The organism is Burkholderia sp. SIMBA_051, assembly GCF_046534915.1.
Classification (GTDB): Bacteria; Pseudomonadota; Gammaproteobacteria; order Burkholderiales; family Burkholderiaceae; genus Burkholderia; species Burkholderia ambifaria.
Genome location: NZ_JAWRXS010000006.1, coordinates 128,593 through 141,942, shown reverse-complemented (window position 1 = coordinate 141,942; position 13,350 = coordinate 128,593). Strand labels below are relative to the sequence as shown.

Below are 13,350 nucleotides of genomic sequence, written 5' to 3'. Positions count from 1 at the left end.
ACGATTCGGCTTGGGAACTCGCGTGCGCTGCGGTGTAGTCTGATAGTCAGGTGCCACATCGGAGGGCGATATGGAACGGGAGTTGAAGCTACGGGTTTCCGTCAAGGATCTCGACAAGTTGCGCCGCGCGCCGTTGCTCGCGCAATCCAGCGGCGCCCACGCGCCTCAGCTGCTGAAGAGCACGTACTTCGATACGTCAGCGTTGTCATTTCACGGGTGCGGGGCGTCTCTGCGGATACGCGCGGTCGGCAACAAGCGAATTCAGACGTTGAAGCTGGAAGGATCGGTGCAGGCCGGCTTGTTCGACCGCGATGAGTTTGAGATGCCCGTCGATGGCGACCTCCCCGATCTGGCGCGGCTGCGGGATCGACTGCCCGCTGACAGCGACTGCGGCAGGCTGATTCGCGACGTGGCCACGGCGGCCCGGCTCGAGCCCGTATTCGTCACGCGAATCAGGCGTTCGGCTTTACCGCTGCGCTTGCCGTCCGGCGACGAAGTCGAGGTGGCGCTCGACAAGGGGACCGTGGAGGCAGAGTCGAATTCGGTGCCGATCGCCGCTGTCGAACTGGAGCTGAAACGGGGCCGGCCTGAAAGCCTGTACGGCGTCGCACAGGAATTGCTGGAGATCGTGCCGTTGCGCATCGATCGCGAGAGCAAGGCCGATCTCGGCTACGGACTGCTGGTGGCCGAGCACCGTCCAGCCGTCAAGGCGCAACCGTTACAACTGAAGAAAAGCGATTCGATCGAAGACGCCTTCTGCCAGATCGCGCGCAACTGTCTGGATCAGGTCCACGCCAACGAGCGTGGCGTCGAGTCCGGCCACGATCCGTCGTGCGTCCATCAGATGCGTGTGGGGCTTCGCCGTTTGCGCTCGGCGCTCGACCTGTTCGCGAACGTGATTCCCGCGTATCCCGGCCTCGACGACGAGCTGCGCTGGATCGCCGCCGAGCTCGGCGCCGCGCGTGACTGGGAGGTGCTGGCGGGAACGACGCTCGACCATGCCGGTACGAACGGCAATCCGGACGAGATGCATTCGGTGCGCGAAGCGTGCGAGCACATTGCCGTCGAGAACCGGCAGCGCGCGGCGGCGGCAGTCGGGTCGGTTCGCTACACGCGGCTCGCGTTGCAGCTCGCGTCATGGTTGAGCCGAAAGGGCTGGCGACAGGAGATGTCCGACGAACAGCGCGCCGCGATCATGCAGCCCGCGAAGCCGTTTGCCGCTGATGTTCTGCGTCGTCGGCACCGGAAACTGATCAAGCGTGGCAAGCGGCTGGCCGATCTGGACGATCATCGTCGCCACCGTGCGCGCATCGCGGCAAAGAAGGTTCGATACGCGACCGAATTCTTCGCGTCGCTGTGCCGCAAGCGGGCCGTCCGCTCGTATGTCGATGCGTTGACCGCGCTTCAGGACGATCTGGGCTGGCGTAACGATGCCGTTGTCGCGGACAAGCTTCTGAAGGCGCTGCCCGATACGTCGCCTGACGCCGCGCCGGGCGCGGGCTTCGCGCGAGGCTTTCTGGCGGCGCGCGCCGCGGCCGATCATCAGACCTTGAAGAAGCTGTGGAGCCGCTTCAAACGTCTGCCGCCACCGCACTGAATCGGCACGACGCCATCACCACGCACAATCAGTACCGTTCGGACACACCGTCGATCCCGCGCGCCTGCAGCGCGCGAACCAGCCCGGCACGCACCGTCGCGACGTCGGAAAACGCCGGCCGTCGATGCGCGGCGACTTCGGCGGCCGTATAAGGCTTGAAATCGCGCGGCAGCGCGTCGCGGTTCATTGTCGTGAGCACCCAGTTGAGCACGTCGGCGAGATCCTGGTCCGAGAGCGCCGAATTCGACGCACCCGGCACGCGCATCACGTACTCGCGCCCAGCCGGCAGATGCGTGAAATAACCGAGCGAGTTCGCAAGCGGCGGCACCTTGCCCGGAATGCCGCCGCCTGTCGCCGTGTGGCAGCCCATGCAGTTGAGCACCCAGTGCTGTCGCGCGAGCGTCGCGTCGGCCGCACCGTCGGCATGGGCGGGGATGGCGATCGCACACGCGGTGGCCGCGACCGCCGCCGGCAACGAAAGCAGGCGGCGTGCGATGAACGCCCCGATCGGCCACACCGCCGCACGCCGGCCGCCACGGCACCGAATGCACCGGGCATTCACAGCCCGAGCCCCTTCGTCACGACCGCACGTTGCGCGTGAACGGCCGTGCCGTCCATCTCCTTCGCGCGCGCCGCGCGAATGTCGGCCGCCGTGAACGGCTTCGCGTCACCGTGCTTGTCGTTGAGATCGAACACGACGTAGTTCAGCACGTTCGCGATGTCGTCATCGCTCGCGCTCGCGAACGATGGCATCTTGAAGTTGTAACGCTTGTCGTGCACCGTGATCTCGCCGAACATCCCGTGCAACAGCGTCGCGACGAGTTGCGCGCGGCCCGCGTCGGCCGTCGCGTACTTGCCCGGATACTCTGTCAGCGGCGGCGCGAGGCCATCCTGTCCCTTGCCGCCGGCCTGGTGGCACACCGCGCACTGCGCGTCGAACAGGCTCTTGCCCGCCGGGTAATGGACGGCCTGCTGCGCACCGGCAAAACCGGGCAGCGCAACACCCGCAACAGCCGCCACGCACGCGACAACGATCTTTCCCGCTTGCATTACTTTCATTGTTTTGCCGCCCCCAGCAGGACCGAAACCGAACAGTGGTAATTCGAATTGCCGTTCGCCATGCACCAGTTGATGTCGTTGTTCAGCGACAGCTTGTACAGCGGCTTCTCGCGCTCGTTGCGGTTGCAGAAGCACTTGCCGCACGACGTCTTGCCACAGCAGTCGTTGTACGACACGATGTAGTCCGAACCGTCGTGCGGATTGCGGCACGTGCCGATCCACGTGATCGGCGACGGCGTCGTGCCCGGCGGGCAGCTGCTCGACGTTCCGCCGCAGCAGCTGCACAGCCAGCCGTCGATCGCGCAGTACTTCCAGTAATCGCAGCTCGTCGGATCGTCGCTCGCACCCGACGCGGCGGCACCGGAAGCCGCCGACGCGCCCGACGCGGCGTCGGCCGCATACGCGGTGCGATCGACCGGCAGCAGCGGCAGCATCGCCGAGCCCACCAGCACCTTGCCGAGCCTCGCCATCGCGCTGCGCCGCGAACTATGCTGCGCGACGCCGCGCGCCGACCGTTCGAACCATGAATCAAACAGGCCCATGGGGTTGTTCTCCGTTGACGTTGAAAGAGGGTCGGCCGATCACGCGTGCTGCGCGTGTTCTTCGTGGCCGTGGTCGTGATCGCCATGGACGAACTGCTGCAGCGATGCGACGCCCCGCTCCTTCGCTTCGAACAGGCTCTCGAGATGCTCGCGCGTGTTGACGAGCCCCTTCGCGCGCACGGTGCCGGTGTCGTCGAGAAGCACCGCGTACGGCAGCTTGCCGATCTGATACGCGAGTCCGAGCTCCTGCGACAACACGTACGGGAAGCGCGCGAGGTCGTGCTTCTGCGCGAAGCGCGTGTGTTCGTCGCGCTCGCCGTCGCTCGCGAGCACGATGTTCACCGGCGTCGATTCGCTCGCCTGCAGCGACGGCAACAGCGGCAGCAGCTTCTTGCAGACCGGGCACGTCGGCGACAGGAAGAACAGCAGCGTCGCCTTGCCCGCCCCGTCGATGCCGCCGACCTTGATCCGCGAACCGCGAATGTCGGTCAGCTCGAACGTCGGCGCGATCGCGCCGACCGCCGGGCCCTTGTCGATCATCAATGCGCCGGCCGGCATGATGCGTTCGTACAGGATGCCGATCTGCCGCACGAGCGCGAGGCAGATCGCGCCGAGCGCGAGGACGGCGATCCACAGCAACGCGGTGGAAACGGTGAGAGCGGTTTGCATCATGAATTCCTCAGGTGAGAAAGGCGCGGGATGTTGGCGAGCAGCACGTCGACGGTGAGCAGCGCGCAGACGATCAGCAGCACGGAAGAGAACAGCGTCAGGTAATCGAACCACACGACCGCGCGGCCGCCCGGCTCGACGAGCGCGGTCGCGGCCAGCGCGACGAGCAGCAACACGCGCGCGACATGCAGCCAGCCGATGCCGCGTGGTGCATCCGCGCGCGCGGCGGCAAAGCCGGAACACCCGCAGTCGATGTCGGTGTGGCCGCGCAGGATGTTGATCGTCATGCCGGCCGCGAACACGAGCAGCAACGCGATCAGGCCGAGCGCGCCGGTCATGCGCGTATCGGGAAACAGCAGCGCCGCGGCGCAGGCGGCTTCCGCGAGCGGAATCGCGAATGCCGCGGGCGCGGTGAGCGCATCGGGCAGCAGGCGATAGCCGGCGAGCGCTTGCCGGAACGCCGCGGGCCGGCGCATCTTCGCGAAGGCGCCCAGCAGCACGACGACGGCCGCGCCGGCTTGCGCACTGGTGGCGAGTACGGGATCGAGCGTCATCGCGGCCTCACGGGTTCACGAGCAGCGTCGACGTACTGCCGATCTGCTTCTCGACGTGCTGCCGCTTGCCGGTGCGCGCGTCCATCACGACGAGGTCGGACGTGCCCGTCAGCCCGTAGAACAGCGGCTTGTCGTCCTCGCTGACCTGGATCGACACGAGCGGATCGACCTTCTGCTGCGCGAGATCCCAGCGCGCGACCCGCTGTTTCGTCTTCAAGTCGTAGACCCACACCTGCGTGCCCGGATCCTTGTGCGTGCCGTCGCCGCCCTTGTGCATCAGCACGTAGTAGCGGTGCTGCTTCACCTGCACGGCCGTCTGCTGCATGCCGCCCGGGCGCCAGCCTTCGGCGCGCTCGGCGTCGGTCAGCAGCGACCACGGCTTGCCGAACGCCGGCTTGTCGCCGCTGAAATCGGCGCTGCGCACGTTGCCGTGATACGTCGTGAACAGATAGCCGCCGTTGTAGCGCGACGCGTTGATGAAGGCCGGATCGTTGTCGACGTCGATGAACGCGTCGGACATCGTGCGCTTCACCTCCTTGCCGTTCGCGTCGAGCGTGACGGTCAGCGCCTTGCCGCTTTCGCACAGCGCGGTGAAGCGGTCGTTCCCCGACGGATACGCGAGCACGCATGCCGCGGTGTCGATCTCCGACAGCACCTTCTTCGACACGGCGTCGATCACCGTCACCGACGCGGCCGGCGTGATGTTCGCGACGTACAGCCGCTTGCCGTCCGCGCTGAACGCGGTGTTGTACGGCGACGGCACGTGCTGCCCGTGCTTCGCCGGAATCACGATCTCGCCGCTGTGATCGAGCGTCGCGTTGTCGGTCATCTCGACGACGTCGGTGCGCGTGCCGTGCGAGCCGCGCGAGAAATAGGTCGTCGCGATAAAGCTCGTCTTGTGGTCGGGCGAGATCGCGAGGCCGGGCGCGAAGCCGCCGTCGATCTGGCCGAGCAGCTTCTTCGCGTCGGCGTCGTACACGTAGATGCGCCCGTCGGTCATCGTCGGCATCGCGATGTCGACGACGTACACCTCGTGCGGATGCCACGGCGGCATCTTCTGCACGACGAGTTCCTCGGGCTTTTCCGTCGCGTTCGCGCTGCCGGCCCACGCCGCCGCGAACGCCAGCGTCGCCGCGCAAACCGCGGTGCGTCGCCTTGCTCTCATGTCGCCTCCAGTTGGGGATTCACGTTATGTGGGGCGACTGTAGTTCGACAATAAACCGGTTCAGCACCCGGACCGGCAATGCGTGCGTGCCGATTCGGGACATTGGAAAACCGCCTGAAAGGCGCCACTGCCCGACACCTTCCGGCCCCTCAAAAACCCTCGCCCGAATAGCGCTCGCCCGTATTGCGCCGACCATTTGGCCGGTTTAATCTTGCGCGGTCCGAACGACCACCGGAGGCGCCGTGCGCGTGTTTCATCAAATGTTCGACGACGCAGACCGGCATGCCGAGGCGCTGCGCGGCTGGGATCAGCGTTACGACCAGATCGGCTCCGGTTCCTATCGCAGTGCGGTCAAGCACGCGGTGCTCGACGGCGTGCAGCTGTTCCAGGAAACGGCGAACGTGCGCATCATCCAGCGCGGGCGCCTGCCGCCCGGTCACACGGTGTTCGGGATGCCGCTCACCGGCTCGGGCAACTTTGCATTCGGCGATGCGCGCATGGAGCGCGGCACGATCGTGATGGCGCGCGGCGGCGCGCCTTTCGAACTGCATTCACCGGACGACATGTCGCTGATCGGCGTGGTCGTCGATGCCACGCTGATGCAGCAGATCGAGGATGCGGCCGATGTCCGGCTCGACGAGCGCGCGCTGCGGTGCGGCGTCGTCGACGTGCCGGTCACCGCGCGAGAACGCGCGAGCGTCCAGCTCGCGACGCTGCTCGAGCGCGTGCTGTCGGCACCCGATACGTTCGACGCGGCGCGTGCGCAGTCCGAATTGCGCGGCGAAGTCGGCAACGTGCTCGTCGATCTCCTCACGTATCGAATGCCCGGGCCGCCGAACCGTCTCACGCATGCGTGCCACGCCGACATCGTGCGCCGCGTGCACGACTACGTGATCGAGCATCCGGAGGCGCCCGTCGACATCCTGAGCCTGTGCACGCAACTGCGCGTGAGCCGGCGCACGATGCAGAACAGCTTCCAGTCGGTCGTGCAAACCGGCCCGCTGAACTACACACGCTCGCTGCGCCTCGCGCAGGTGCGCCGCCTGCTGCTCGACACGCGGCAGTCCGACCTGCCGATCAGCGAAGCGGCCGCGCGCTGGGGGTTCATCCACCTCGGGCACTTTGCGAACGCCTACAAGGCCCAGTTCGGCGAACTGCCTTCGACGACGGCGCGCCGGACGGTGCGCGGCGCAAAAACGCGCTGACAGCCCGCAAAACCCGCGATAATCCCGTGTTGAACGTTCGGCTCCCGCGAGCCGGGCGCGGCGCGCAGCCCCGCCGCCCGCCGCACCGTGCCGCGGCGTGCGCGACGCCCACCCGATTCCACCCCACGCCCCGATGCCAGAGGATTTCCACTTCCTGTTGCTGCCCGGCTTCTCCGCGCTCGGCTTCATGTCCGCGGTCGAACCATTGCGCGTCGCGAACCGGTTCCGCACCGAGCTGTACCGCTGGCACGTGATCAGCGCGGACGGCGCGCCCGTCGCCGCGAGCAACGGCATTCCGGTCGCGGCCGAAGCCGCGTGCGCGGACGTCGCGCAGGTCGACACGGTGTTCGTGGTCGCGGGCTTCGATCCGCTCGTGTGCTACGACCGCGCGCTCGCCGACTGGCTGCGCCGCCAGAATCGCCATGGCGCGACGCTCGGCGGCATCGACACCGGCAGCTTCGTGCTCGCGGAAGCCGGGCTGTTCGACGCATCACAAACGCTCACGCTGCACTGGGAAGCGCTTGCCGCATTCCGCGAACGCTACCCCGGCCTGAACGTGACGCAGGAGCTGTTCGAGATCGGCGAGCGGCGCATCACCTGCGCGGGCGGCACCGCGTCGATCGACATGATGCTCGACCTGATCGGCCGACGGCATGGCGCCGAACTCGCGGCGGCGATCTCCGAGCAGTTCGTCGTCAGCCGCATCCGGCAGCGTTCGGACAGCCAGCGGCTCGAGATCGCCGCGCGCTATGGCGTGCACAACCGCAAGCTGATCCAGGTGATCGGCACGATGCAGCGGCACATGGAAAACCCGCTCGGCTCCGACGCACTCGCGCAGGAGATATCGGTCACGCGGCGTCAGCTCGAACGGCTGTTCAGCGCGACGCTGAACGACACGCCGACGCACTTCTACCTGAACCTGCGCCTCGATCGTGCGCGCGAGTTGCTGCAGCAGACCGACATGAGTATCACGTCGGTGTGCGTCGCGTGCGGCTTCGAATCGCCGTCGCATTTCTCGCGCACGTACCGCTCGCGTTTCGGCGTGAGCCCGCGCAGCGACCGCCGCGCGACGCGCTGAACGGCGCTGCTTTTGCGTACAATCCGGCGCGCTATTGCGCGCGTCGGCTGCGTTTGCCGCCATTCGCTGAACAATGCCGGCGAATGATCGACGGACCGAAGCAGGCTTCGAAAATAATTTGCAATGTCGCCGAAAATGTTCTGTAACATACCTCGCAATTAGATAGGCAGCCCTAAGGAGATGAGAGCCCGGGGCCGCGCACATCGCGCCACGCAGGCTGCCAAACCGATCTCAATGCCGATCCGAGGGGTATGACATGACGATGCTCGCTTCGCCGTCGCCGCACCTGCCTTCCGTTCGCTTCCCCGCCGCCGCTCCTTCCCGATTCGTTTCGACCTGACGCTTAGTCATCCTTAGTCAGTCGACGCTCCCAGCACCGCTTCGCCGCACCGGTTCCATCGAGCCGGCGCGCGGGCCGTGTCGTGCCTGCTCGCCACGAGCGCGCGGGCGTGTCCAACCGTTGAGATGAGGATCACGTATGCAGACATCACGCAAAGCATTGCCGATCGCCCTGGGTCTCGCGCTCGGTTTCGGCATCGTCGGCGGCAGCGCGGCCGATTCCAAGGTCGGGAACCCGCAGGCGTCGAGCCTGCGAGAAAGCCTGACACGCGGCGTCGCGTCGGCGCCGGCCGCGGCCAGAACCGATACGGCCGCCGGGCAGTTCCGCGCCGACGGCGTCGCCGTCACGCTGTACAACCCCGCGTATCACGCGAAGAAGGCGGCCGCCACGCCCGCCGCCACCGCGCGCGATTTCGTCGCGTCGCAGGCGACGCAGCTCGGGCTCGACGCGGCCGCGCTGGCGAGCCTCGTGGTGACGTCGGAGCGCAACGACGCCGACTTCACCGTCGTGCGCTTCCAGCAGCAGGCGGCCGGGCTGCCCGTGTACGGCAGCGAGATCGCGGTGACCGTCGCGAAGGACGGCCGCATCCTGTACGTCGCGAGCAACACGATCAGCGGCGTGATCGCCACCGCGCGCAAGGCGCAGGCGGTCGACCAGCAGCAGGCGCTTGACCGTGCCCGCGCGTATCTCGGCGTAAGCGGCTTCACGCACCTCGACGCGCAACTCGTCGCGTTCGTCGACAAGGCCGGCACGCATACCGCGTGGAAGGTGCGCGGCCGCCCGCAGGACGGCCCGAAGGGCGACTGGGAACTGCTGATCGACGCGGACAGCGGCGAAGTGCTGCGCGCCGAGGACAAGGCGTTCTATGCGACCGATGGCACCGGTTTCGTGTTCCGGCCGGATCCGCTGTCTTCGACGAAAAGCAGCTACGGCAGCACGGGCTACAAGGACAGCAACGATGTCGATTCCACGCAGCTCACGGCCGCGCGCGTGCGTGTGACGCTGAAGGATCTCGCGCTGTCGGGCTCGCGCTACACGCTGTCGGGACCGTATGCGTCGTGCGTCGATTACGACGCGCCGCGCGACAACGCGTGCCCGGCACAGGCGACGCCGGCGTTCGAATTCACGCGCGGCAACCTGTATTTCGAAGCGGTGAACGTGTACTACCACATCGACACGTTCCTGCGCTACGTGAACCAGACGCTCGGCATCAAGGCGCTGCCGTACCAGTACACGGGCGGCGTGCAGTACGACCCGCACGGCGAATCGGGCGACGACAACTCGTCGTACTCGTCGAGCAGCGGCCGGCTGACCTTCGGTCAGGGCGGCGTCGACGACGCGGAAGATGCGGACGTCGTGATCCACGAGCTCGGCCACGGCATCCACGACTGGGTGACCAACGGCGGCCTGTCGCAACAGGAAGGCCTGTCGGAAGGCACGGGCGATTATCTCGCCGCCGCATATAGCCGCGACTTCAATCAGTGGAGCCCGTCGGACACGCAGTATCAGTGGGTCTACAACTGGGACGGCCACAACGAATACTGGGGCGGCCGCGTGACGAACTGGAACGTCGGGCGCACCTACGCACAGGCGCGCGGCGCGGAGATCCATACGGCCGGCCAGTACTGGGCGTCGTGCAACCTCGTCGCGCGCGACGCGATCGGCGCGCAGGCGATGGACAAGGCATTCCTGAAGGGGCTGTCGATGACCAACAGCTCGACGAACCAGAAGGCCGCCGCGCAGGCGGTGCTGACGGCCGCGGCCGCGCTCGGCTACAGCAGCGCGCAGCTCACGGCGATCGGCGACGCGTACAACAAGAGCTGCACGTACGGCGTGACCGTGCCGCAGAAGTCGTAATTCCGCAGCAGGCGGGGGCGCTGCACGACCTGCGGCGCGCCCTTTCCTCGACATCGCTACCCTCACGAGATCGAACATGCCTACTCTGACATTGACCCGCCTGAGCGCCACGCTGGGCGGCATGCTGCTGACCGCCGCCGCGCAGGCCGCGCCCGTGTGGATCACGCTCGGCGACACCGCGTTCCGGCAGCTTCAACGCATCGATGCAAGCGCAACCGCGCAATACAGCACGGCGCTCGACGCTGGCCATGCGGCCGACGGCGCCGTGCGCCGCGAAACCGTGCATATCGTCGAGATCGACGATGCCCGGCTCGGCGAGCTGGCCCACGCGGTACACCATGCACGTGGCCACGGGCCGGGCTACATCGTGCACGACTCGTTCGACGACGCGCGCCAGGCGTTGCAGCCGACGCCCGCGGCAGTCGCGAAGCAGGCCGCCCTGCCCGCCTACACGGTATCGAACGCACCGCGGATCGGGACCTGGATCCAGCAACTTCAGGCCAGCAACATCGTCGGCACGATCACGTCGCTGTCCGGCTTCACGAACCGCTATTACACGACGTCGCATGGTGTCGCCGCGTCGGACTGGCTCGCGCTGCAGTGGAAGCAACTGGCGGGCTCACGCGCCGACATCACCGTCGAACAGTTCACGCATACGAGCTTCCCGCAAAAATCGGTGATCCTGACGATCCGCGGCAGCGATCCGGCCGCGGGCACGGTCGTGCTGGGCGGCCACCTCGATTCGACGGTCGGCCGCACGACGGAAAACACGCGCTCGCCCGGCGCGGACGACGACGCGTCCGGCATCGCAAGCCTGACCGAAGCGCTGCGCGTGTTGCTCGAGAACGACTACCGGCCGAAGCGGACGATCAAGTTCGTCGGCTACGCGGCCGAGGAAGCCGGCCTGCTCGGCTCGAAGGCGATCGCGAAGCAGTTCCGCGCGCAGAATGCGAACGTAGTCGGCGTGCTGCAGCTCGACATGACGAACTACAAGGGCGATCCGAAAGACATCTACCTGATCACCGACTACACGAACGCCGCGCAGAACACCTACCTGACGAACCTCGCGAAGACCTACCTGCCGGAACTCGCGATCGGCACGTCGCAGTGCGGGTATGCATGCTCGGATCACGCGTCGTGGAATGCGCAGGGCTATCCGGCGTCGTTCCCGTTCGAAGCCAACCAAAACGATAGTCCCTACATCCATACCGTGAACGACACGCTGGAGAATTCGGATCGGCAGGCGAACCACGCGCTGAAGTTCGGCAAGCTGGCGCTCGCGTATGCGGTCGATCTCGGCGGCGACGGCAGCACGGCCGTCAAACCCTGATCGCGCGTCGGGCCACACCGGGCGCGCGCGGCATGCGCGCCCGTTCGAGCGCGTTTCCGGTTCCGGATAGAATCGTCGTTCGATCACTTCCGCGCCACCGTGCACCGCCATGAACGATTTCTCCCGCTCCATCAGCGATCTCACGCCCGAGCGCGTCACGACCGCGTTCGACCTGGCCGGCCATACGACGGCGCGCTCGCTCGGCGTCGCACAGGGCATCGTCGTGCGTTCGCGCTCGATCGTCGGCTCGTTCGGCGCGGGGCTGCAGACCCTCTTCGGCGGCAACATCACGCTCTATACGTCGCTGTGCGAGAAGGCGCGCCAGCAGGCATTCGACAAGATGCTCGCCGATGCGCGCAAGCTCGGCGCGAATGCGGTCGTCGCGATGCGCTACGATTCGACCGAGATCGGATCGGGCATCACGGAAGTCATCTGCTACGGCACGGCCGTGCAGGTCACGCGCGACGCCGGCGCCTGAGCGTCAACCGGGCGTCACCCGCGCGTCATCCGTTACGCGCCGGCAGCCCACACGATCGCGACGATCGAGCCGACCACCAGCACCGCGCCGATCATCTTGCGCTTGTTCAGTTCGGTCCACAACAGCACGCCCGTCAGCGACAGCAGGATCAACGCGCCCGCGAGCGTGTCGACGAGCAGCACCCAGCCGATGCTCGTCCCGACGCCCTTGTGCAGGTTCGTCAGCCACGCGAGCGTGGTGTTGTCGGTGCGCTTGAGCGTCATCGTGTCGCTGCCGACCCAGTAGTCGATGGCGACGCTTTCACGCGGCGACGCGAACACGAGCTGCCAGTGCTCGGGCTGCACGGTCTCGCGGTCGCCCCATGCGACCGGATGCTCGGGTTCCTTCTGCACGCGCCCCATCCGTTCCGGCAAATGCAGATCCGGTTGCCCGCGCAACCATTGTGCGAGCGCGAGCGGCGAAGCGGGTTCCGGGTCGGGCACGTCGAGCCGCAACGTCTCCACATGCGGCGCACCGGTCTGGATCCGCAGCGGCGGCGCGCGGTGATTCAGCAGGAACCCCGTCGCGCCGAACAGCAGGCCGAGCGCGGCGCCCCACAGGCCGACCCAGCCGTGCACCTTGCGCAGCCACTTGATGAACGTCCCGCGGCGCGATCGCGTGCGGCCGGCGCCGGCCGGACGCGCGCCTGGCGCAATGCGTGACGCGGGCGACACGGGCGCCGTATCGATTTCGATGGGATCGGCAACGCTCACGTTTCGCTCCAGATTCGCAAAAGATTGTGATAACAACCAACCAGGCTGCGGCATGCGTCGGTATCGGCGCCGCTCGCGTTGAGCCGCTGGATCGCAGTGTCCATGTCGAACAGCAGCGCGCGCTGCGCATCGCTGCGCACGAGGCTCTGCACCCAGAAGAAGCTCGCGACGCGCACGCCGCGCGTAACCGGCGTGACCTGGTGCAGGCTCGTCGCCGGATAGACGATCATGTCGCCCGCCGGCAGCTTGACCTGCTGCACGCCGTACGCGTCCTCGATCACGAGCTCGCCGCCATCGTATTCGTCGGGCGCGGACAGGAACAACGTGACGGACACGTCGGTGCGCAGCTTCACGCCGTTCGGCAGCACGCGCACCGCGCCGTCGACGTGACTGCCGAATGTCATCCCGCCTTCGTAGCGGTTGAACAGCGGCGGATAGACCTGGTTCGGCAGCGCCGCGCTGATGAACAGCGGATTGCGCTCGAGCGCGGCGAGAATCACGTCGCCGAGTTCGCGCGCGACCGGCGAATGCTCGGCGATCTGCTGGTTGCGCTTGACCGGCGCGCCCGTATAGCCGGCCGTCGCACGGCCGTCGACCCACGCGTCGCCCGCGCGGTCGAGCCGGTCGCGCAGCATGCTCACTTGCTCGGGCGTCAGCACGTTCGGGATGTGTACAAGCATCGTTTCCCCTCTTTCATCGAATGGCGCGGCGGCGCGCGTGTCGC

Annotated in this window: 14 protein-coding genes; 6 read left to right on the top strand and 8 right to left on the bottom strand. The window is 67.1% G+C overall.

Annotation, left to right across the window (positions count from 1 at the left end):
* Window positions 1-70 precede the first annotated feature (70 nt).
* Window positions 71-1,597 (top strand): CYTH and CHAD domain-containing protein, encoded by a 1,527-nt coding sequence (locus tag SB771_RS16225; protein WP_175658830.1) that lies wholly within the window; start codon window positions 71-73, stop codon window positions 1,595-1,597.
* A 28-nt stretch (window positions 1,598-1,625) separates the two neighbouring features.
* Here the strand turns inward: SB771_RS16225 and SB771_RS16220 are convergent, their stop codons facing one another.
* The 6 genes from SB771_RS16220 to SB771_RS16195 are packed head-to-tail and all read right to left on the bottom strand — an operon-like array spanning window position 1,626 to window position 5,586.
* A complete protein-coding gene (locus SB771_RS16220) occupies window positions 1,626-2,114 on the bottom strand; it encodes a c-type cytochrome (protein WP_175658829.1) in 489 nt (162 codons plus the stop codon).
* 41 nt (window positions 2,115-2,155) lie between these two features.
* Complete coding sequence (locus SB771_RS16215; protein WP_175654335.1) at window positions 2,156-2,656, bottom strand: c-type cytochrome; 501 nt, start codon at window positions 2,654-2,656, stop codon at window positions 2,156-2,158.
* Window positions 2,653-3,198 (bottom strand): methylamine dehydrogenase light chain, encoded by a 546-nt coding sequence (locus tag SB771_RS16210; RefSeq protein ID WP_175654334.1) that lies wholly within the window; start codon window positions 3,196-3,198, stop codon window positions 2,653-2,655. Before SB771_RS16210 ends, SB771_RS16215 begins: the two co-directional genes overlap by 4 nt.
* A 39-nt stretch (window positions 3,199-3,237) precedes the next feature.
* Window positions 3,238-3,870, bottom strand: a complete 633-nt coding sequence (mauD, locus tag SB771_RS16205; protein ID WP_175658828.1) for a methylamine dehydrogenase accessory protein MauD — start codon at window positions 3,868-3,870, stop codon at window positions 3,238-3,240.
* Window positions 3,867-4,421, bottom strand: a complete 555-nt coding sequence (locus SB771_RS16200; protein WP_175658827.1) for a MauE/DoxX family redox-associated membrane protein — start codon at window positions 4,419-4,421, stop codon at window positions 3,867-3,869. Before SB771_RS16200 ends, mauD begins: the two co-directional genes overlap by 4 nt.
* 7 nt (window positions 4,422-4,428) lie before the next feature.
* Window positions 4,429-5,586: an amine dehydrogenase large subunit gene (locus SB771_RS16195; RefSeq protein WP_175658826.1), complete on the bottom strand. Its 1,158-nt coding sequence runs from the start codon at window positions 5,584-5,586 to the stop codon at window positions 4,429-4,431.
* A 242-nt stretch (window positions 5,587-5,828) separates the two neighbouring features.
* Here SB771_RS16195 and SB771_RS16190 point away from each other — a divergent pair, with 242 nt between their 5' ends.
* From SB771_RS16190 to SB771_RS16170, 5 genes are all read left to right on the top strand, one after another.
* Window positions 5,829-6,791: a helix-turn-helix domain-containing protein gene (locus tag SB771_RS16190; protein ID WP_175658825.1), complete on the top strand. Its 963-nt coding sequence runs from the start codon at window positions 5,829-5,831 to the stop codon at window positions 6,789-6,791.
* A gap of 133 nt (window positions 6,792-6,924) precedes the next feature.
* Complete coding sequence (locus SB771_RS16185) at window positions 6,925-7,869, top strand: GlxA family transcriptional regulator (protein WP_011659450.1); 945 nt, start codon at window positions 6,925-6,927, stop codon at window positions 7,867-7,869.
* A 478-nt stretch (window positions 7,870-8,347) separates the two neighbouring features.
* Window positions 8,348-10,066 carry a M36 family metallopeptidase gene (locus SB771_RS16180; protein ID WP_175658824.1) on the top strand — a complete coding sequence of 573 codons (1,719 nt, stop codon included), beginning with the start codon at window positions 8,348-8,350 and terminating at the stop codon, window positions 10,064-10,066.
* 76 nt (window positions 10,067-10,142) lie between these two features.
* Window positions 10,143-11,396 carry a M20/M25/M40 family metallo-hydrolase gene (locus SB771_RS16175; RefSeq protein WP_175658823.1) on the top strand — a complete coding sequence of 418 codons (1,254 nt, stop codon included), beginning with the start codon at window positions 10,143-10,145 and terminating at the stop codon, window positions 11,394-11,396.
* 109 nt (window positions 11,397-11,505) lie between these two features.
* Window positions 11,506-11,874 (top strand): YbjQ family protein, encoded by a 369-nt coding sequence (locus SB771_RS16170; RefSeq protein WP_011659453.1) that lies wholly within the window; start codon window positions 11,506-11,508, stop codon window positions 11,872-11,874.
* Between the two features lie 32 nt (window positions 11,875-11,906).
* Here SB771_RS16170 and SB771_RS16165 read toward each other — a convergent pair whose 3' ends face one another.
* Window positions 11,907-12,626 carry a PepSY-associated TM helix domain-containing protein gene (locus SB771_RS16165; protein ID WP_175658822.1) on the bottom strand — a complete coding sequence of 240 codons (720 nt, stop codon included), beginning with the start codon at window positions 12,624-12,626 and terminating at the stop codon, window positions 11,907-11,909.
* Window positions 12,623-13,306: a Fe2+-dependent dioxygenase gene (locus SB771_RS16160; protein WP_175658821.1), complete on the bottom strand. Its 684-nt coding sequence runs from the start codon at window positions 13,304-13,306 to the stop codon at window positions 12,623-12,625. The genes SB771_RS16165 and SB771_RS16160 overlap by 4 nt, the downstream gene beginning before the upstream one ends.
* Window positions 13,307-13,350: the final 44 nt, after the last annotated feature.